Consider the following 17864-nt stretch of genomic DNA (forward strand, 5'->3'; position numbering starts at 1 on the left):
GTCAGTCAAATGACCTCATCCGTTCGGCTTAACCCTGTTCGGCGTACCAGGCCTCGAAGGCGGGCAGGGCCATGGGGCGGGCCAGCAGATAGCCCTGAACCTCGTCGCAGCCGGCTTCCTGCAGGAAGGCCAATACCTCTGGCGTCTCTATCCCCTCGGCAACGCTGCGATAGCCGAGTTTGCCGATCAGCGCCAGCAGCGCCCTGACCACCTCCTGCTTGCGCGGATCCTGGGGCAGGTCGTGGATCAGCGAGCGGTCGAGCTTGACGCTGGTGACCGGCAATTCGTAGAGATAGGCGAAGTTGCTGTAGCCGCTGCCGAAGTCGTCGATGGCGATCTCCACACCCAGCTCGCGCAGGGCATGCAGCTGGGCGATGGCCTCCGGATTGCGTCTGAGCCATTCGCCTTCGGTGATCTCCACCTCCAGCCGGCGGGGATCGACGCCCTCGCGCCGGCAGGTCTCGCGCAGCAGTTCGACCAGGTCGCCCTCGTCGAAATCCCGTGGCGACAGGTTGAGCGACAGTCGCCCCTGATAGCGATTGTCCCAGTGCGCCAGCTGGCTGACGGCGGTACGGATCACCCAGCGGGTGACGCTGTGGATCAGGGCGGTCTTCTCTATCGCCGGAATGAAGTCGCCGGGCGCGATGGGGCCGAGTTGCGGGTGGGTCCAGCGTAACAGGGCTTCGGCGCTGCGCAGTCGGCGTCCGGGCAGGGCCAGGCGTGGCTGGAAGGCCAGGCTGAAGTCGCCGCGCTCCAGGGACTCGGGAATCTGCCGGACCAGCTGGAAGATGCGCTGGAAGGCCTCGTCCTGCGGACGCTCGTAGACGACCCAGTGACGACTGCTCAGCGTCGCCTGATCGACCGCCACCATGGCCTTGCGCAGCAGGTCACGGACTTCGCCCGAGTCGAGCAGGAAGGGCACCACACCGGCCTTGACCGGTGGATCGATGGGAATACGGTCGGCCTGGACCGGCATCCGCAACTGGGCGATGAGCGCATCGAGCAGCGGCGGATAATCGCAGTCCTCCGGCAGCAGGAAGGCAAATCTCTTGGTGTCCACGTGATAGACCTTGGCCAGGCCGTTCAGGGCATCGCACAGGCGCAGGGCCAGGCTGCGCAGGAAGGTCTCGAAGGGCCACATGCCCTGGGCCAGGATCAGCTGCTCCTTCCAGTGGGTCTCCAGCGGATCCACCAGCACCAGCAGGCGCCCCTCGTCGGGCTGGAATTCGGCCAACTGAGCGACATCGGCCTGGAACTGCTGACGATTGGGCAGGCCGCTGACCGGATCGCGACGGCGCAGGTGCTGGCGCAGGGCGATGAGCCTCATCACCTGGGCGGCGAAATCGTCCAGGCGCTTGCGTTCCGCGGTCGTCAGTTCGCGCGGCTGGCTGTCGAGGATGCACAGACTGCCGATGGCATAACCGCCCTCGGTGACCAGGGTCGAGCCGGCATAGAAGCGCACATGGGGTGCGCGGACCACCAGGGGGTTATGGCTGAAGCGGGTATCGCAGCAGGCATCGTTGATCTCCATCCGGCCATTCTCGGCCCGGATGGTGTGGGCGCAGAAGGCGTCCTCGATGGGCATCTGCGCCAGGTCGAAGCCAACGCGGGCCTTGAACCACTGACGGTCGCGGTCCACCAGACTGATCAGCGCGGTCGGCACATTGAAGCTGCTGGCGACCAGCTCGCAGAGTCGATCAAATTCCTCCGCCGGCGCCGAATCCAGCAGCTCCAGGGCGTGCAGGGCGTTGAGGCGGTCATCTTCGTACTTCAGTGAATCGGCCATCAGGCTATCTCGGGAATGTCGATGAGCCTTGTGCGAGCAACAAGCACATCCTGGAAGAACTGCCGCCACCCGAGCCAGGCGGGTGCAGCAAACGAGAGGCAGGTCTGTGGAGGTATCGGCAAGAAATCGTAAGACTTTAGCCGTTTCGTCTCGCCTGCCAGTCTGGAACCTTAGCGCGGCTGCACGTCGGGTGCGAGCCCTGGTCGAAGAGGTATCCCTGCCGAGTAGCGACCATGACCCTGACCTGCCTGTTCGACATCAACGAAACCGTGCTCGACCTGTCCGCGCTGGATGGCCTGTTCACCGAGCTGTTCGGTGACCCCCGGAGCCGCACGCTGTGGTTCGCCCAGACCCTGCAGAACGCCATGACCGCCGAGCTCTGTGGCCGGCACGCGCCCTTCGAGGCCCAGGGCCAGGCGGCGCTGGAGATGATCGGCGCACGACTCGGACGGACGCTGACGGCCGCTGACAGACAGCGTGTGGCCAAGGCCCTGCAGGCGCTGCCCGCTCACGTCGATGTCCGAGCCGGGCTCGATTTCGCCCGGGCGCAGGGGGTGCGTTGCATCGCCTTTTCCAACAACGCGCGCGCCGCCACCCAGGCGCAACTGGCGTACGCCGGCCTGAGCGACGCCTTCGCCGGCATCCTCTCGGCCGAGGACGCCGGTGCCAGCAAACCCGCCACGGCGGCCTATCGCCAGGCCGCCGCCAGCCTGGATCAGCCGGCCGAACAGCTGTGGCTGGTCGCCGTCCATGCCTGGGACATCGCCGGCGCCCAGGCGGCCGGTTTCAAAGGTGCCCTGCTGCAGCGGCAGGCCGAGCAGGTGGCCAACCCCCTTGCGCCGCCCGCGGTGACCGCCGGCACCCTGCAAGAGGCAGTGGCGCGCATTCTGGCGCACGAGGGCCGCAGCCAGCGGCCCGGCGTGCTAACGTCCGCGCCATCACCGGCGGGTGCCGGGTTTTCAAGACAGTGAGAGTCGCTTTCCCATGACGGATACCCTTGCCCGGCTGCGCGCCGGCGAACTGGCCGGGGCCACGCGCCTGACCCTGCGTGCCGACCTGACCGAATTCCCCGAAGAGATCTTCAGCCTGGCCGACAGCCTGGAAATCCTCGACCTGTCGGGCAATCGGCTGACCCGCCTGCCCGCCGACCTGGGCCGGTTGCACCGCTTACGCATCCTCTTCTGCTCGGGCAATCCCTTCACCGAATTGCCCGAGGTGCTCGGCACGCTACCCAGGCTGGAAATGATCGGCTTCAAGGCCTGCCAGCTGGAGCGGGTGAACGCTGCGGCCCTGCCGCCGCGCCTGCGCTGGCTGATCCTCACCGACAACCGCATCGCCGCATTGCCTGCCGCCCTGGGCGAGCGGCCCGCCCTGCAAAAGCTGATGCTGGCCGGCAACCATCTGCAGAGCCTGCCGCCGTCCATGGCCGACCTGCACCAGCTGGAACTGCTGCGGCTGTCGGCGAATCGCTTCGCGGCGCTGCCGCCGGCCATCTTGGAGTTGCCGCGGCTGACCTGGCTGGCCTATGGCGACAATCCCCTGGGGGCCGAGCGCGAGCGCGCGGTACGCACCCAGGCGGCGCGGCAACAACGCATCGCCTGGAGCGACCTGGCGCTGGGCGAGCGGCTGGGGGAGGGCGCCTCCGGCATCATCCACCAGGCGCGCTGGCAGTCGCCCACGGGGCCGCGCGAGGTCGCCGTCAAGCTGTTCAAGGGCAGCATGACCAGCGATGGCACCCCGGAAAGCGAAAGCGCCGCCAGCCTCAGCGCCGGCATCCATCCCTGGCTGATCGGCGCCCTCGGCGATCTGGCCGAGCATCCGGAGCAGCGCAGTGGCCTGGTCTTGGAGCTGGTGGAGCCGGCCTTCGGCAACCTGGCCGGTCCGCCCAGCTTCACCACCTGCAGCCGCGACGTATATTCCGAGGACACCCGCTTCACCGCCCGCGCCGTGCGCAGCATGGCGGGCGGCATGGCCAGCGCCCTGGCGCACCTGCACGGGCATGGCCTGGTCCACGGCGACTTCTATGCCCACAACATCCTCTGGGACGGTGGCGCGCGCTGCCTGCTGGGCGACTTCGGCGGCGCCTCGCTGCTGCCCGAGGACCGGGCGCAGGCCGCGCGGCTGCAGCGCTTCGAAAGTCGCGCCTTCGGCATCCTGCTGGAGGAGTGGCTGACGCGTTGCAGCGAGCCCGTGGATCCGGCGCTGGCGGCCCTGGCCGCGCAGTGCCAGCAGCCCGCGCTCGATGCGCGCCCGCTGCTGGCCGAGGTGGCGCAGCGGCTGCAGGGCTAGCCCTGGGTCTCGTCCAGGGCCCAGTCCACGGCGGCCAGGGCGTGCAGTCGCGTGGTGTCGAACAGCGGCACCGCGCTGTCGCCCTGGTCCACCAGCAGCATGATCTCGGTGCAGCCGAGCACGATGCCCTCGGCGCCTTGGGCGACCAGCTCGGCGATGATCGCGCGATAGGCTGCCCGCGACTCGGGGCGCACCTCGCCACGTACCAGCTCGTCATAGATGATGCGGTGCACGATCTGGCGCGCGGCCGCGTCAGGCACCACCACTTCCAGGCCGAAGCGCTCGGTCAGCCGCTCGCGATAGAAAGCCTGCTCCATGGTGAAGGCGGTGCCCAGCAGGCCGACGGTCCGCAGGCCCCGGGCGCGGATCGCCGCACCCGTGGGGTCGGCGATGTGCAGCAGCGGCAAGGTCGTGGCCGCCTCGATCTCCGCCGCCAGGCAGTGCATGGTGTTGGTACAGAGCACCAGCGCCTCGGCACCACCGGCGGCCAGTTGCCGCGCATGGTCCTGCAAGCGCTGACCCAGCGCCGTCCAGTCGCCGGCATGCTGCAGCGCGGCGATCTCGGCGAAATCCACCGACAGCAGCAGGCAGGCCGCCGAATGACTGCCGCCCAGCCGGCGCCGGACCTCTTCGTTGAAGATGCGATAGTAGTGCGCCGAGCTTTCCCAGCTCATGCCGCCCAGCAGGCCCAGGGTGCGCATGGTCGTTCTCATAGTGATTGGCGAACGGGCATCTTGGCGTCTGTTTAAGCGGTGCGTGAGGATCAGTAGGCCGGAGATCGAGCAGTACAGTGAGCGGCCTGGTAAGCCGCAAAAAAGTCGAGGGGGATCGGCGGGTGGTTTCCCGATGGAGCTGTGGCGGATGCTGACCCGAGGCCTTGAACGGCAGGTCAGGAAAAGCAGATAGGGAGCGCCCGACTCCTGGTTCGTCCAGGCAGAAGATGAACGCCCAGGGTCATGGCAAGGTGGCGCGCGCTCAGGATGGCGAATGTGTTTTCAGCCAATCCTTGAGCGCGGCATCCATGCGGGTCTGCCAGCCTGAACCCGTCGCGCGGAAGGCGTCGACAACGTGCGGGGAAAGCCGAATGGTGATGCGCTCCTTGGTGACGCTGGCTTGGGGGCGGCCACGACGCAGCTTGGCTTGCAAGGTCACCGGCAATGCACCGATGCGCACCGATTGCTCGACTTTTTCGTCGGTCCACTCCGGGTTTTCCACGTCGATCAATTCAGGATTGAGTGGCTTGCTCATAGCGTTTTACCTCGCGATTGTTTGCCTTGCGGAAGCTGATGACCCGGATGCCAGTGGCGGTTTCGGTGAACACCACGGCGTGCACCCGGCGCGCAATCAGGCCCAGGGCCGAATACCGTACTTCCGGATAGATCCTCCGGTCATCGACCCAGATCAGCGCCGTTTCGAAGTCGAAGTTGGCAACCCCTTCGAAGCTCAGTCCACGAGCGGCGATGTTGGCGATGTTCTTGGCCGGATCGAAGCTTATGTCCATGATTTATTGTATGTACATTAATTGAGGCCGGCAAGACATCCTTGTACAGCGGATCCCACGGTAGGTGAGGCGGTCTGCCGCTAACGTCGACGAGTCTGGAAGAGGTGGCCTCGACAGCCGTCGAACATGCCTGACATCGTCCGCTCCAGCGCCTGGATACGAGCCCTTATGTCATCAGTGCCCATGGCACACCCCACGTGCGCAAGCTACGCTTCGAGAGGCCACTCCCGGCCCTTGGAGGTGATCGTCATGCTCAAAGCTCTGTTCGCCGCGGTAGCCCTGACCCTCTTCGCAGCCGCCAGCGTCCAGGCGGCACCCTGCCGGGATGCCCACGGCAAGTTCGTCAAATGCGACACCACCAAGACCAAGGCCGCGCAATGCAAGGATGCCAAGGGCAAGTTCGCCAAGTGCGGTACGCCCGGAGCCACGCCGGTCAACTAGAGGCGGCCAGCCGGACGTCAGGCAGGGTCTTGGTCATGACGCCTCGCCTGACGTCGCCACCTGCGCCTGCCAGCGCCCCGGCGCAAGGGCCGCTAGTCCTTTTCCGCCGACCCCGGCTCCGACCAGGCGCGATGGCGCTCGGCCTTCTGCGCCTCGCTTTCCACCCGATTGAGCACCTCGCCCTCGTGCTGGACTTCGGGGCCGCCGCCATAGACATGGTCGAGGCCCTGCATCAGCGCGGCGTAGCCTTGGGCGGCCACCTGCACCGGATCGTTCTTGGGCCCGGCGCCGACGCTGGTGTCGTCTTCGCCGGCGCGGTGGAAGAAGTTGGTGTCGGTCTGGCCGGGCATGAGTACCGTGAGGGTCACGCCACTGTCCTTGAGTTCGTTGCGCAGGGCGAAGGCGAAGGAGTTGATGAAGGCCTTGGAAGCACCGTAGACGGCCTCGAAGGGAATCGGCGCCGTGGCCGAGATGGACGACGTGAAGAGCACCCGGCCACGGCCGGCGGCGACCATCTCCGGCAACACTAGCTTGGCCAGGTGCACGGTGGACATGACATTGAGCTGGATCAGCGCCATCTCGTCTTCCAGCCGCGTCTGGCCGACGAAGGCGCCGCCCAGGCCGACCCCGGCGTTGAGTACCACGACGTCCAGCGGCCGCCCCTGGCGGCGCAGGAATCTATAGGTCTCTTCCACGCCCACGGCGGTGCGCAGGTCAGCCGCATGACTCCAGACCTTGACTCCCAGGGCGCGCAATTCACGCTCGGCGGCGTCAAGGCCGTCGCCGCGGGAAACCAGCAGCAGATCATGGCCATGGCGGGCCAGCTGCTTGGCCAGTTCGAAGCCGATGCCGCTGGAGGCACCGGTAACGGCGGCCAGTGGCCGGGTAACATTGCTCATGCTGAAATCCTCTGCAGACCTGGTGTAGCTGGGATCGTCGCGGAGAGCTGGTGCTCCCCGCGGCCGACGGTTGACCCCTGACGGCATGGCATAATCGCCAGGCCGTGTAGAGGAGACAAGCGATGCAACCCGCGGATCTGGACGCCCTGGTGACCTGGACCATGCCCTATGGCAAGTACGCCGGCCGCCTGCTGGCCGACCTGCCGGGCCACTACCTCAACTGGTTCGCCCGCAGCGGCTTTCCACCTGGCGAGCTGGGCCGGTTATTGGCGCTGATGCAGGAGATCGACCACAACGGCCTCAAGCCGCTGCTCGATCCGCTGCGCCGCCGGCGCTAGTCCGCCAGGCGACGCATGTCGATATGGGGAATTCCGTCCTCGTCGTACACCGCTGAGCAGGGCGTGAAGCCATAGCGGCCATAGTAGGCCTGCAGATGAGCCTGGGCGGAGAGAAACAGCGAGCGCCCGGGCCAGCGCTCGGCGCAGACGCGCAGGGCTTCCGCCAGCAGCAGGTGCCCCAGCCCGCCGCCGCGGCCCTCGGGGGCGACGATCACCCGGCCGATCACCACGTCCTCGCGTACTGCCCCGAGCAGGCGCAGGTAGGCGTGCAACTGGTCGTCACGCCAGCCGAACAGGTGCCAGACATCCGCTGCCAGATCCAGGCCATCGGCGTCGGGATAGATGCACTGCTGCTCCACCACGAACACCCGGGCGCGCAGCACCAGGGCGGCATAGAGCTCGGCGGTGGTCAGCGCTGGCGCGGCGCGGCAGCTCCACTGGAGGGTCATGGTCAGTCCTTGCGGCGGCCGGACAGCATGCGGAAGCGGTTGCGGTTGAGCAGCACGTAGCCGGTCAGCTGCAATCCCGCTGCGAACAGCAGGCTGCGCATGGCACCGGGTTCGGTGGGACGCGGACCCTGGTAGAGGCCATAGAGGGAGAAGGCCACGCCCAGCAGGCCAAGGATGAAGAAGACCAGGCCGATCTTGGTCAGGCGGGGGAGGTTGCGCAGATTCATGGGCATATCGTCAGAGGCGAAGGCCGCCACGCTAACCGTCCGCGCCGGGCTTGTCGAGCCGATAGGCAGGCGCGACGGACTGGTCTAACGTGGCTTGATGACCCCTGCAGCGGGAGAGCGTCCATGTTCAGCCATGTACAGCTAGGTGCGCGCGATCTGGAGCGCCTGATCGAATTCTACGACAGCGTCTTGCACGAACTCGGGCTGGTGCGCATGCCGGCGGAAGACGACGGTGGCCCGCCCGGGTGTGGCTGGCAGCGGCCGGGGCGGGCGTGGCCGCAATTCTATGTGCAGCTGCCGTTCAACGGCCTGCCGGCCTCCTGGGGCAATGGCGTCCAGGTGAGCTTTGCCGCGCCTAGTCCCGCGGCCGTGGAGAGGGCCTGGCATCGCGCCCTGCAACTGGGCGGCAGCGACGAGGGTGCGCCGGGCATCCGAGCGGGCTACGGACCGGACTTCTATGCCGCCTATTGCCGGGACCCGGAGGGCAACAAGCTGTGTTTCGTCCACGCCGAGGGATTGGCCGCCGCCTGCGACTAGCGTGTGGTCCGGCGATCCGGCGATCCGATGGTCAGACGTTGGCCGCCAGGGCGACTGCGTCGGTACGGGCGGCCATGATGAAGTCGTTGCGGTGCAGGCCGCCGATGTTGTGCGTCCACCAGCTCACCGTCACCGCGCCCCATTCGGTGAGCAGGGCCGGGTGATGGTCCTCGTCCTGGGCCTCGCGGCCGACGCGGTTGGTGAAGTCCAGGGCCTCGAGGAAGTTGCCGAAGGCATAGCGGCGTTCCAGCCGCGCAATCCCCTCGCGTTCCACCAGCGTCCAGCCGGGGACGGCCTTGAGCAATTCGCTGCTGGCGGCCGCGCTCAGGGCCGGCTCGCTGGAGCGGCAGGGGACGCAATGAGAGTGGGCGAGATCGGCCATGGGGCGCTCCTTGGGAAAGAAAGTCACGAAAGGGCAAGGGTAACAGACCCGCCGGTCAGCTCCCGGCGCCCCGTCCGACCATGGTCGAATGGTCCGAAACCGGTGCGCGCCGTACAACGGAAGACAACAAGAACAACAGTTTCCCGCCGAGGAGATCGTCCCATGAGTGCCGCCTTCTACCCGGTCCGCGCGGAAGTCGCTTCCCGGACCCTGACCGATGAAGTCACCTATCGCCGGCTGTACCAGCAGTCCATCCTCAACCCCGATGGCTTCTGGCGCGAGCAGGCCCAGCGCCTGGATTGGATCAAGCCCTTCAGCCGGGTCAAGCAGACCTCCTTCGACGATCATCGCGTCGACATCCAGTGGTTCGCCGATGGCACCCTGAACGCCTCCTACAATTGCCTGGATCGCCACCTGGAAACCCGCGGCGACCAGACCGCCATCATCTGGGAAGGCGACGATCCGGCCGACAGCCGCCACATCACCTACCGCGAACTGCATCGCGAGGTCTGCCAGTTGGCCAACGCCCTGCGCGGCCAGGACATCCACCGCGGCGACGTGGTGACCATCTACATGCCGATGATTCCCGAGGCCGTGGTGGCCATGCTGGCCTGCGCCCGCATCGGCGCGGTGCACTCGGTGGTGTTCGGCGGCTTCTCCCCCGAATCCCTGGCCGGCCGCATCAGCGACTGCCAGTCCAAGCTGGTCATCACCGCCGACGAAGGCGTGCGCGGCGGTCGCAAGATCCCGCTCAAGGCCAACGTCGACGAGGCCCTGACCAATCCGGCCACCTATTCGGTGCGCAAGGTGATCGTCTGCAAGCGCACCGGCGCCGACATCGCCTGGCACCGCCACCGCGACGTCTGGTACGAGGACATCACCTCGGTGGCGCCGGAACATTGCGAGCCCAAGGAGATGTCCGCCGAGGCGCCGCTGTTCATCCTCTATACCTCCGGTTCCACCGGCAAGCCCAAGGGCATCCTGCACACCACCGGCGGCTACCTGACCTATGCCGCCCTGACCCACGAGCGGGTCTTCGACTATCGCCCCGGCGAGGTCTACTGGTGCACCGCCGACGTCGGCTGGATCACCGGCCACAGCTACATCGTCTACGGCCCCCTGGCCAACGGCGCCACCACCCTGCTGTTCGAGGGCGTGCCCAACTACCCGGACGTCACCCGCATGGGCCAGGTGGTGGACAAGCACCAGGTCAACGTCCTCTACACCGCCCCCACCGCCATCCGCGCCATGATGGCCCAGGGCGATGCGGCCATGCGCGGCGTCGACGGCAGCAGCCTGCGCCTGCTCGGTTCGGTGGGCGAGCCCATCAACCCCGAGGCCTGGCACTGGTACTACAAGACCGTGGGCCAGGAGCGCTGCCCCATCGTCGACACCTGGTGGCAGACCGAGACCGGCGGCATCCTCATCAGCCCGCTGCCGGGCGCCATCGGCCAGAAGCCCGGTTCGGCGACCCGTCCCTTCTTCGGCATCCAGCCGGCGCTGGTGGACAACGAGGGCAACCTGCTCGACGGCGCCGTGGAAGGCAACCTGGTGATCCTCGATTCCTGGCCGGGCCAGTCGCGCTCCATCTATGGCGACCACGACCGCTTCGTCGACACCTACTTCAAGACCTTCAAGGGCATGTACTTCACCGGTGACGGTGCCCGCCGCGACGAGGACGGCTACTACTGGATCACCGGTCGCGTCGACGACGTGCTCAACGTCTCCGGCCACCGCATGGGCACCGCCGAGATCGAGAGCGCCCTGGTGGCCCATCCCAAGGTGGCCGAGGCCGCGGTGGTGGGCATGCCCCACGACCTCAAGGGCCAGGGCATCTATGTCTACGTCACCCTCAACCAGGGCGAGGAGGGCAACGAAGCGCTGCGCCAGGAGCTCAAGCAGTGGGTGCGCAAGGAAATCGGCCCCATCGCCACCCCCGATGTGATCCAGTGGGCGCCGGGTCTGCCCAAGACCCGCTCCGGCAAGATCATGCGGCGGATCCTGCGCAAGATCGCCGTGGGCGAATACGACTCGCTCGGCGACATCTCCACCCTGGCCGACCCGGGCGTGGTGCAGCATCTGGTCGGGACCCATCAGCAGATGAGCCAGGCCGTCGCCTGATCCGGCTGCCTCAGCGACCGCCCGCTATCGTCCAGGTAGCGGGCGGTTTCTTTTTTGGCGGTCCTGTAAGGACGTGTCGCCAGGGTAGAAGCCGCCGCCGTTGCGCTGGCGCTAGAATCGCGCCAGCCGGCGGGCCGCAGGGTACTCCGGTCCGCTACCCGGGGCAAAGGCCGGGACAGGGGCAGCGCTCCGGCGTACCATGCGTGCCACCCCACAAGGGTTTCATGGCGCGCGGGCCCCGGATCGGTCGCCCCCGCCGCTCTCGACAGGAAGCCAGACGTTAGATGACCATCCGCATCGCCTTTCTGCTGTGGCCCGACGTTCGTCCGCTGACCGTGGGCCTGGTCGAGGAAGCGCTGGAACTCGCCTCGCGCCATTCGAGCGATACGCCCTACGAGGTGCGCTTTCTGCAGGCCGGCAGCGAGTTGCAGCCGCGACTGCCGGGTGGCCACTGGGAAGGGCAGCTGGAACGCCTGGATCGGCTCTTCGTGCTGGCCGACGAACCCTCGCCGCCGCTGCCGCCACCGCTGGTCGCGGCCCTGCGCCAGACCGCCCGGGCCGGGGTGGTGATGGGCGGTTTTTCCGCCGGGGTGCACATCCTCGCCCAGCTCGGGCTCCTCGACGGTCATCGCGCCGCCGTGCACTGGCGCTGGCTGGAGGAGTTCAGCGAGCAATTCCCCAAGGTCATCGCCACCCACCACCTCTACGAATGGGACCGCGATCGCCTGACCGCCTGTGGCGGCCTGGCCATCCTCGATCTGCTGCTGGCCATGATCGGCCGTGACCGCGACGCCGAGCAGGCCGGCACCATCGCCGAGGAGCTGATCGTCGAGCGGCTGCGCGAAGGCAGCGAGCGACAGCGCATTCCGCTGAAGAATCGCCTGGGGTCGAGTCATCCCAAGCTGACCCAGGCGGTGATGCTGATGGAGGCCAACATCGAAGAGCCCCTCACCACCGACGAGATCGCCCAACACGTCTGCGTCTCCCGCCGGCAGCTGGAGCGGATCTTCAAGCAATACCTGGCCCGTGTACCCAGCCAGTACTACCTGGAGTTGCGGCTGAACCGGGCGCGCAAGATGCTCACCCAGACCAGCAAGTCGATCATCCAGATCGGCCTGTCCTGCGGCTTCTCGTCGGGACCGCATTTCTCCAGCGCCTATCGCAACTTCTTTGGCGTCACCCCCCGCGACGACCGCAACCAGCGGCGTGGCGCGGCGGGCGAGGGCAGCATGGTGGCCGAGCGCTAGGCGCCGAGCCCCTGCCGATTCAGCTCAGCGACTCGGTCGCCAGTTCGTCCAGCCAGGCGCCCAGCTGGTCGGCCGGCAGGGGCGCGCCGCAATGGAAGCCCTGGATCTCGTCCGCCGGCAGGTGCTGCAGCTGGCGCAGGTGCTCGGCGTCTTCCACCCCCTTGAGGGTCACCCTTAGTCCCAGCGAGCGGCCGAGATCGATCATGGCCCGCACCAGGGCGCTGTCTTCCGGCGCCTGATGGTGGCGGGCGATGAGGCTGCGATCCAGGCGGATGCCGTCCAGCGGATAGCGGCGCAGATAGGCCAGGGAGCAGAGGCCGGAACCGAAGTCGTCCAGGCACAGGCGTACGCCCAGGCCCTTGAGCGCGCCCAGGGTGTTGGCCACGTCGGCGGCCGGATCCAGCAGGGTGCGTTCGGTGAGTTCCAGCTCCAGGCGCGAGGCCGCCAGGCCGCTCTGGTAGAGCGCCTCGGCCACGGTCTGCACCGGATCTTCGTTGGCGTGGAATTGCTGCGGCGACAGATTGACCGACACCGAAAGTCGTTCCGGCCAGCCCTGGGCATCGTGGCAGGCGGTCTCCAGCACCCAGCGTCCCAGGCGCTGGCCGAGGCCGGCGTCCTCGGCCAGGGTCAGGAAGTCCAGCGGCTCCAGCAGCCCCTGGGTCGGATGCTCCCAGCGCACCAGCGCCTCGAAGCCACGCAGGCTGCCATCGGTCAGGCAACGCCGCGGCTGGTAGTAGAGGCTGAGGCGGTCATCGCGCAGGGCCTGGCGCAGGTCCTGCTCCAGCTGCCGGCGCAGCAGCACCTGCTCGTTCATGGCTGGCTCGTGGAAGCGCCAGGTGCCGCGGCCAGCGGCCTTGGCCTGGTAGAGGGCGATATCGGCCAGGCGCAGCAGTTCCGCCGGGATGCCGGTATCCCGCGGCGCCAGGGCCACGCCCAGGCTGCTGCCGATGAAGACCCGCTGCTGGCCGAGGCGGAAGGGTTGGCGCAACTGCTCCACCAGCCGTCGACAGAGGTCGGCGATGGCGCCCGGGTCGCGATCGCCGCTGAGCACCACGCAGAATTCATCGCCGCCCAGGCGGGCCACCAGGTCGGTGGCGGTCACGTTCTGCCGCAGGCGCTGCGCCGCTTCCTGCAGGACCTGATCGCCGGCGGCATGGCCGAGGGCGTCGTTGACCGTCTTGAATCTATCCAGGTCCAGGCTGATCAGCGCCAGGGGCCGCGGCTCCGGTCCTTCCAGGTGGGTGGCGAGAAACTGGTGCAGGCGATGGCGATTGGGCAGGCCGGTCAGGGGATCGTGCCAGGACAGGTGCTGGACCTGGGCCAGGGCCTCGATCTCGTCGGTGAGGTCGGTGACGGTGCCGCGATAGCCACCCTCGGGAATGGCCCGGGCGGCGACCCGACAGGTGCGTTCGCGGCCGTTGCCGTCCAGGTAGTGACAGACCAGCGGCGGTCGCGGCTTGCGGTCGTGCGCCTGGCCGGCGAGCCAGTGCGCCAGGGTATCGGCATGGGGCGTCAGGAGTTCGTTGAGCGGCCGCCCCAGCCAGCGGTTGGTGGCTTCCCCGGTGACTTCGGCGAAGCGATCCGAGACATAGACCAGGCGCAGGGTGGCGTCGACCTCCCACAGCCAGTCCGAGGTGGCCTCGGCGATGTCGCGGAAGCGTCGCTCACCGATGGCCAGTTCGCTGCGACTGGCCAGCAGGTCATCGTACTGGGCATCCAGCTGGCGCATCGACAGCAGCGCCTGGCGAAACAGCCAGATCAGCCCCAGCAGCAGGATCAGCACCCCACCGCCGAACAGCGGCAGGGTCTGCTGCATCAGCCACAATCCCGGTCGCGGCGGGCGCCAGGTCAGCTGATAGCCGGAGCCGGGCAGTTGCCAGCTGGCACGGCTGCCAGCCGGGTCGGTGGTGATGCTCAGCGGCGGCAGGTTGTTGGCTTCGCTCAGGGCGGCCAGCCGGGCGGGACTCAGCACATTGACGAAGACCAGTACCGAGGCCGGCGCCTCCTGGGGGCGGACGCCGGCATGATCGCCCGGGGTGATGGCGGCGGCGGCCACCAGCGCCGGCATCCCGGCCACGGTCAGCACACCGGACACGCTGCCGGCGCGGGCGTCGGCGCTGCGTGCCGCTGCCAGCAGGCCGGCGATGTCGCCCTGCAGCCAGGGCGTAGCGGGATCGGCCAGTTGGCCATCGAGCAGGCGATAGCGGGGGCGGTCCTGGCCGTCGAATACCAGCACCCCTTCGTAGCCATAGACGCGGTACAGCGATTCGCCGAGGTTGCCCTGGTCGTAGGCCCAGTCGGGGTCCAGTTCCTGATGCAGGCGGCGATAGGCCTCGTCCCATTTGCTGTAGTCGATCAGGTTGCGGGCGACCTCTTCGTCGAGGCGGGTAAAGGTGCGACCGATCGCGCGCTCGGTATGCTGGGCGACGGTGGCATCCTGGCGCACGGCATTGTCGACCAGCAGATAGCAACCCAGGCCGATAAGGCCGAGGAGCAGTACGCAGAGCGCCGGGAACAGCCGCAGGAGGACGGTATGGCCCCGCCGACGCGGTAAGGCGCTGCGGGACGCGGGAGATGTTGGCATGCCTGGACCCTGGCTGGATGAGCGTTCCTGTGGCTTCGCCCGGCGCGACCCGGAGGTGGCCAAGCGAAGCGGATGAAGCCTTGCCGTCGCTAGACTAGCCCCTAGGGGCGCACGACGCTAAACGTAAAGCGGAAGATGCCAAGGGGATCGCGCTAAGCATCGCGCGAACGCCCGACTTAGGTGGGGTTGCCGGCACCACCGTAGAAGGCGCAGCCCTGCCAGGTCTGGCCATTGATGCGTAATTCGGCCTGCAGCGACTGCACGGTGCCGGTCCGGCCATCCACGCAGCGCCGGGGATTGATCCACAGCTCGACCTTCTCGCCATTGGCCTCGGTGGACAGGGCGCGCATGCCGCCGGGCAATTCTTCCTGCACGAAGGGCAGGGCGCGGCGCTGTTGGCCGGCGGTACTGACCAGCATGCCCTGGTTGCTGACCTGGACGCTCCAGTCCGGTCCATGGCCACCGGCATTCATGGCGGTACGCTTGAAGTTGGGATCGCTGCAGCCCGGACCGCTGTACTGCACGCGGTAGACGTCGGTGACGGCGAACACGCCCTGGGCGCCATCGCGACCGCCGGACTTGAGCTTGCCGCGCAGATCGGCGAATAGCGAAGCGGCACCGCTGTCGGCGGCCAGTTCATGGGCATCGCGCAGGATGGCGGTGTTGTTGGCGTCGGTGACGTCGAAGAAGCGCTGTTCCTGGCAGGGGCGGAACAGCAGCTGGTCACCGTTCCAGCGCAGATCACCCTGCAGGCGCTCGCCGCCCGGTGCACGCGGGGTGTCGTCGCTCTGGAACAGGCTGCAGCCGCCGAGGAGGCCGAGCAGGGCAAGGGGAAAGATGGCACGCGGCGCAGGCATCGCAGGACTCCGACTGAGGTGGGCACACGTTACTCAGACAGCGCCGCAAGCTCAAGGACTTACCAGGCGCGATAAGTCTTGCCGGTTTCCCGCCCTTCCACGCTGCGTTCGTAGGCCAGGGTAGCCTCGGCCCCCGATACCGCCTTGAAGCCGCGGAAGAAATCGCCGTAGTGCCCCAGCGATTCCTCCAGCACCGTCGGACTCACGGCATTGATCCGCTGACCCCGCGGCAGCTCGATGGCCGCGCCGCGGACGAAGCCCTCCAGGGCGGCATTGACCATGGCCGCCGAGCTGCCCTGAGCGATGGGCTGTTCGCTGAGGATGCCGGTGGTCAGGGTAAAGGAGGCACCCTCGGCCGCCTGGGTCTGGCCCAGCAGCACCAGGTTGACCTGGCCCATCAGCTTGTCCTGCAGGCCCTTCTGATAGGCCTCGGGCGTCATCTCGGTGAAGGGGGCGAAGGTCACCGACCCCACCGCGCTGACCAGGGCGTCGAAGCGCCCGACCTGGGCGAACAGGGCGCGGATGGAATCCGCTTGGGTGATATCGACCTGCAGATCGCCGGATTGGCGGCCAACGCGGATCAGCTCGTGGCGGCTGCCCAGGCGTTCGGCGATGGCGCTGCCCAGGGTACCGCTGGCACCGACGAGGATGATTTTCATGAGGCGACTCCGTGAAGGGAAGGAGTCTCCAGCCTAGAATGGCTCATTGCCTTGATAAATCACCTGAATGGCAATCCAGTGTTTCCCGGAGGAAACGATGCAGGACGATTTCGCCGATCTCGCCGCCTTCGCCATCCTCTGTGAAAGCGGCAGCTTCACCCGCGCCGCCGAGCGCCTGGGCTGCAGCAAGGGGCAACTGTCGAAGCGCATCCGGGCGCTGGAGGTGCGCCTGGAGACCCGCCTGCTGCACCGTACCACCCGACGTCTCGATCCCACCCCTGCCGGACGCGCCCTGCTGCCCGAGGCGCAGGCCCTGGTGCGCCAGCGCGAGCGGGCCCTGCAGAGCGTGGCCCGCCTGCAGGAGGAGGCAGCCGGGCCGGTACGCCTGACCGTTCCGGTGTCCCTGGGCTACACCTTTTTCGAGGTGCTGCTGGCCTGTCGTGCCACCCATCCCGCCATCCAGCTGGACCTGGTGCTGGACAACGGCTATCGCGACCTGGTGGCCGAGGGTTTCGACCTGGCGATTCGCGCCCGGCTGGACCCGGACGAACGTCTGGTCGCGCGACCGCTGTTCGCCATGCAGGAGGTGACCTGCGCGGCACCCGCCTATCTGGCCGGGCGCGAGGTCCCCCAGGCGCCCGAGGAGCTGCTCGGCCACCGCTGCCTGGTCAACAGCCACTATGCCAAGGGAGAGGTCTGGCTCTATCACCGCGAGCACCGACTCGACCGCGTGCAGGTAATCCCCAGCCTGGCCTGCAATCACTACAGCCTGCTCAAGCAGGCCGCCCTGGCCGGGCAGGGTATCGCCCGGCTGCCCTCGTTCATGGTGCACGAGGAGCTGGCCAGTGGCGCCCTGGTCTGGCTGCTCAGGGACTGGCGCACCCCCAGCCAGCCGCTGTTTCTGGTGCATCCCTACCAGGGTGGCCTGCCCAAGCGAACACGGGTGGTGGCGGAAGCCCTGAGCGACTGGTTCGAGCGTAGTCGGCAGCGCCTGGAGGCGTTGGGGTAGCGGAGCCGATGAGCTGAACGCTGGTGCGGATAGCTCCCTCTCCCCGCGGGAGAGGGCTTGGGTGAGGGCACTCTTCGCCAGGAAGCCCCGGTGGAAAAGGCTGCGCCGTTTTCCACGCTACGGTGCTGTTGGGCTTCGACGGTGGAGCCAACTTACGTGGCGCACAGATAGCCCCCTCTCCCTGCGGGAGAGGGCTGGGGTGAGGGCACTCTTCGCCAGGAAGTCCCAGTGGAAAAGGCTGCGCCGTTTTCCACGCTACGGTGCTGTTGGGCTTCGACGATGGAGCCAACCTACGTGGCGCACAGATAGCTCCCTCTCCCCGCGGGAGAGGGCTGGGGTGAGGGCACCCTTCGCCAGGACGCCCCGGTGGAAAAGGCTGCGCCGTTTTCCACGCTACGGTGCTGTTGGGCTTCGACGATGGAGCCGTCTCAACCCAACCTACGTGGCGCACGGATAGCCCCCTCTCCCTGCGGGAGAGGGCTGGGGTGAGGGCACCCTTCGCCAGGAAGCCCCGGTGGAAAAGGCTGCGCCGCTTTCC

19 protein-coding genes are annotated in these 17864 nt (G+C 67.7%); 8 read left to right on the forward strand and 11 right to left on the reverse strand.

Annotated elements, in window-relative coordinates:
• Window positions 1–28: 28 nt before the first annotated feature.
• Window positions 29–1786: a bifunctional diguanylate cyclase/phosphodiesterase gene (locus QE444_RS08705; RefSeq protein WP_273862679.1), complete on the reverse strand. Its 1758-nt coding sequence runs from the start codon at window positions 1784–1786 to the stop codon at window positions 29–31.
• Between the two features lie 233 nt (window positions 1787–2019).
• Here QE444_RS08705 and QE444_RS08710 point away from each other — a divergent pair, with 233 nt between their 5' ends.
• Together QE444_RS08710 and QE444_RS08715 are read left to right on the forward strand one after the other, a co-directional pair.
• Window positions 2020–2757: a haloacid dehalogenase type II gene (locus QE444_RS08710; protein ID WP_309737908.1), complete on the forward strand. Its 738-nt coding sequence runs from the start codon at window positions 2020–2022 to the stop codon at window positions 2755–2757.
• Window positions 2758–2770: 13 nt separating this feature from the next.
• Window positions 2771–4075 carry a leucine-rich repeat-containing protein kinase family protein gene (locus QE444_RS08715; protein WP_309737910.1) on the forward strand — a complete coding sequence of 435 codons (1305 nt, stop codon included), beginning with the start codon at window positions 2771–2773 and terminating at the stop codon, window positions 4073–4075.
• Here the strand turns inward: QE444_RS08715 and QE444_RS08720 are convergent.
• From QE444_RS08720 to QE444_RS08730, 3 genes are all read right to left on the reverse strand, one after another.
• Complete coding sequence (locus QE444_RS08720) at window positions 4072–4776, reverse strand: aspartate/glutamate racemase family protein (RefSeq protein ID WP_309737912.1); 705 nt, start codon at window positions 4774–4776, stop codon at window positions 4072–4074. The two genes, QE444_RS08715 and QE444_RS08720, sit on opposite strands and share 4 nt — an antisense overlap.
• Window positions 4777–5050: 274 nt before the next feature.
• Window positions 5051–5323, reverse strand: coding sequence for a BrnA antitoxin family protein (locus tag QE444_RS08725; RefSeq protein WP_133859905.1), 273 nt, complete (start codon window positions 5321–5323; stop codon window positions 5051–5053).
• Window positions 5301–5576 (reverse strand): BrnT family toxin, encoded by a 276-nt coding sequence (locus tag QE444_RS08730; RefSeq protein ID WP_133859904.1) that lies wholly within the window; start codon window positions 5574–5576, stop codon window positions 5301–5303. The genes QE444_RS08725 and QE444_RS08730 overlap by 23 nt, the downstream gene beginning before the upstream one ends.
• Before the next feature lie 249 nt (window positions 5577–5825).
• Between QE444_RS08730 and QE444_RS08735 the strand changes: the two genes are divergently transcribed.
• The gene (locus QE444_RS08735; protein WP_133859903.1) at window positions 5826–6017 is read left to right on the forward strand and encodes a hypothetical protein; all 192 of its coding nucleotides are present in this window, start codon (window positions 5826–5828) and stop codon (window positions 6015–6017) included.
• A 92-nt stretch (window positions 6018–6109) separates the two neighbouring features.
• Here the strand turns inward: QE444_RS08735 and QE444_RS08740 are convergent, their stop codons facing one another.
• Complete coding sequence (locus tag QE444_RS08740) at window positions 6110–6916, reverse strand: SDR family oxidoreductase (protein WP_187978646.1); 807 nt, start codon at window positions 6914–6916, stop codon at window positions 6110–6112.
• A gap of 122 nt (window positions 6917–7038) precedes the next feature.
• On the opposite strand from QE444_RS08740, the gene QE444_RS08745 reads away from it, so the two are divergent.
• Complete coding sequence (locus QE444_RS08745; RefSeq protein WP_158892131.1) at window positions 7039–7254, forward strand: DUF3820 family protein; 216 nt, start codon at window positions 7039–7041, stop codon at window positions 7252–7254.
• On the opposite strand, the gene QE444_RS08750 is transcribed toward QE444_RS08745, so the two are convergent.
• Window positions 7251–7703 (reverse strand): GNAT family N-acetyltransferase, encoded by a 453-nt coding sequence (locus tag QE444_RS08750; RefSeq protein ID WP_273862677.1) that lies wholly within the window; start codon window positions 7701–7703, stop codon window positions 7251–7253. The genes QE444_RS08745 and QE444_RS08750 overlap by 4 nt on opposite strands.
• A 2-nt stretch (window positions 7704–7705) precedes the next feature.
• Complete coding sequence (locus tag QE444_RS08755) at window positions 7706–7930, reverse strand: hypothetical protein (RefSeq protein WP_133859899.1); 225 nt, start codon at window positions 7928–7930, stop codon at window positions 7706–7708.
• A 123-nt stretch (window positions 7931–8053) separates the two neighbouring features.
• Between QE444_RS08755 and QE444_RS08760 the strand changes: the two genes are divergently transcribed.
• Complete coding sequence (locus QE444_RS08760) at window positions 8054–8467, forward strand: VOC family protein (protein ID WP_309737918.1); 414 nt, start codon at window positions 8054–8056, stop codon at window positions 8465–8467.
• Window positions 8468–8498: 31 nt separating this feature from the next.
• On the opposite strand, the gene QE444_RS08765 is transcribed toward QE444_RS08760, so the two are convergent.
• Complete coding sequence (locus QE444_RS08765) at window positions 8499–8849, reverse strand: 4a-hydroxytetrahydrobiopterin dehydratase (RefSeq protein WP_187978649.1); 351 nt, start codon at window positions 8847–8849, stop codon at window positions 8499–8501.
• 162 nt (window positions 8850–9011) lie between these two features.
• On the opposite strand from QE444_RS08765, the gene acs reads away from it, so the two are divergent.
• Both acs and QE444_RS08775 read left to right on the forward strand, forming a co-directional pair.
• Window positions 9012–10970: an acetate--CoA ligase gene (acs, locus tag QE444_RS08770; protein ID WP_133859896.1), complete on the forward strand. Its 1959-nt coding sequence runs from the start codon at window positions 9012–9014 to the stop codon at window positions 10968–10970.
• Window positions 10971–11254: 284 nt separating this feature from the next.
• Window positions 11255–12217, forward strand: coding sequence for a GlxA family transcriptional regulator (locus QE444_RS08775; protein ID WP_133859895.1), 963 nt, complete (start codon window positions 11255–11257; stop codon window positions 12215–12217).
• 19 nt (window positions 12218–12236) lie between these two features.
• On the opposite strand, the gene QE444_RS08780 is transcribed toward QE444_RS08775, so the two are convergent.
• The 3 genes from QE444_RS08780 to QE444_RS08790 form a co-directional block, all read right to left on the reverse strand.
• Window positions 12237–14801, reverse strand: coding sequence for an EAL domain-containing protein (locus QE444_RS08780; RefSeq protein WP_309737921.1), 2565 nt, complete (start codon window positions 14799–14801; stop codon window positions 12237–12239).
• A 176-nt stretch (window positions 14802–14977) separates the two neighbouring features.
• The gene (locus QE444_RS08785; protein WP_133859893.1) at window positions 14978–15658 is read right to left on the reverse strand and encodes a hypothetical protein; all 681 of its coding nucleotides are present in this window, start codon (window positions 15656–15658) and stop codon (window positions 14978–14980) included.
• 59 nt (window positions 15659–15717) lie between these two features.
• A complete protein-coding gene (locus QE444_RS08790) occupies window positions 15718–16317 on the reverse strand; it encodes a short chain dehydrogenase (protein WP_280310485.1) in 600 nt (199 codons plus the stop codon).
• Window positions 16318–16414: 97 nt separating this feature from the next.
• On the opposite strand from QE444_RS08790, the gene QE444_RS08795 reads away from it, so the two are divergent.
• Entirely contained in the window at window positions 16415–17326 is a 912-nt protein-coding gene (locus QE444_RS08795) for a LysR family transcriptional regulator (protein WP_187978652.1), read from the forward strand.
• Window positions 17327–17864: the final 538 nt, after the last annotated feature.

Origin of the sequence: Pseudomonas sp. SORGH_AS_0199 (assembly GCF_031453735.1) — a bacterium.
GTDB classification, from domain to species: domain Bacteria; phylum Pseudomonadota; class Gammaproteobacteria; order Pseudomonadales; family Pseudomonadaceae; genus Chryseomonas; species Chryseomonas aestiva.

Excerpts from the sequence above, each read along its gene's own strand:
- QE444_RS08705 (WP_273862679.1), bottom strand. The coding sequence starts at position 1,786 with ATGGCCGATTCACTGAAGTACGAAGATGACCGCCTCAACGCCCTGCAC.
- QE444_RS08710 (WP_309737908.1), top strand. The coding sequence starts at position 2,020 with ATGACCCTGACCTGCCTGTTCGACATCAACGAAACCGTGCTCGACCTG.
- QE444_RS08715 (WP_309737910.1), top strand. The coding sequence starts at position 2,771 with ATGACGGATACCCTTGCCCGGCTGCGCGCCGGCGAACTGGCCGGGGCC.
- QE444_RS08720 (WP_309737912.1), bottom strand. The coding sequence starts at position 4,776 with ATGCGCACCCTGGGCCTGCTGGGCGGCATGAGCTGGGAAAGCTCGGCG.
- QE444_RS08725 (WP_133859905.1), bottom strand. The coding sequence starts at position 5,323 with ATGAGCAAGCCACTCAATCCTGAATTGATCGACGTGGAAAACCCGGAG.
- QE444_RS08730 (WP_133859904.1), bottom strand. The coding sequence starts at position 5,576 with ATGGACATAAGCTTCGATCCGGCCAAGAACATCGCCAACATCGCCGCT.
- QE444_RS08735 (WP_133859903.1), top strand. The coding sequence starts at position 5,826 with ATGCTCAAAGCTCTGTTCGCCGCGGTAGCCCTGACCCTCTTCGCAGCC.
- QE444_RS08740 (WP_187978646.1), bottom strand. The coding sequence starts at position 6,916 with ATGAGCAATGTTACCCGGCCACTGGCCGCCGTTACCGGTGCCTCCAGC.
- QE444_RS08745 (WP_158892131.1), top strand. The coding sequence starts at position 7,039 with ATGCAACCCGCGGATCTGGACGCCCTGGTGACCTGGACCATGCCCTAT.
- QE444_RS08750 (WP_273862677.1), bottom strand. The coding sequence starts at position 7,703 with ATGACCCTCCAGTGGAGCTGCCGCGCCGCGCCAGCGCTGACCACCGCC.
- QE444_RS08755 (WP_133859899.1), bottom strand. The coding sequence starts at position 7,930 with ATGAATCTGCGCAACCTCCCCCGCCTGACCAAGATCGGCCTGGTCTTC.
- QE444_RS08760 (WP_309737918.1), top strand. The coding sequence starts at position 8,054 with ATGTTCAGCCATGTACAGCTAGGTGCGCGCGATCTGGAGCGCCTGATC.
- QE444_RS08765 (WP_187978649.1), bottom strand. The coding sequence starts at position 8,849 with ATGGCCGATCTCGCCCACTCTCATTGCGTCCCCTGCCGCTCCAGCGAG.
- acs (WP_133859896.1), top strand. The coding sequence starts at position 9,012 with ATGAGTGCCGCCTTCTACCCGGTCCGCGCGGAAGTCGCTTCCCGGACC.
- QE444_RS08775 (WP_133859895.1), top strand. The coding sequence starts at position 11,255 with ATGACCATCCGCATCGCCTTTCTGCTGTGGCCCGACGTTCGTCCGCTG.
- QE444_RS08780 (WP_309737921.1), bottom strand. The coding sequence starts at position 14,801 with ATGCCAACATCTCCCGCGTCCCGCAGCGCCTTACCGCGTCGGCGGGGC.
- QE444_RS08785 (WP_133859893.1), bottom strand. The coding sequence starts at position 15,658 with ATGCCTGCGCCGCGTGCCATCTTTCCCCTTGCCCTGCTCGGCCTCCTC.
- QE444_RS08790 (WP_280310485.1), bottom strand. The coding sequence starts at position 16,317 with ATGAAAATCATCCTCGTCGGTGCCAGCGGTACCCTGGGCAGCGCCATC.
- QE444_RS08795 (WP_187978652.1), top strand. The coding sequence starts at position 16,415 with ATGCAGGACGATTTCGCCGATCTCGCCGCCTTCGCCATCCTCTGTGAA.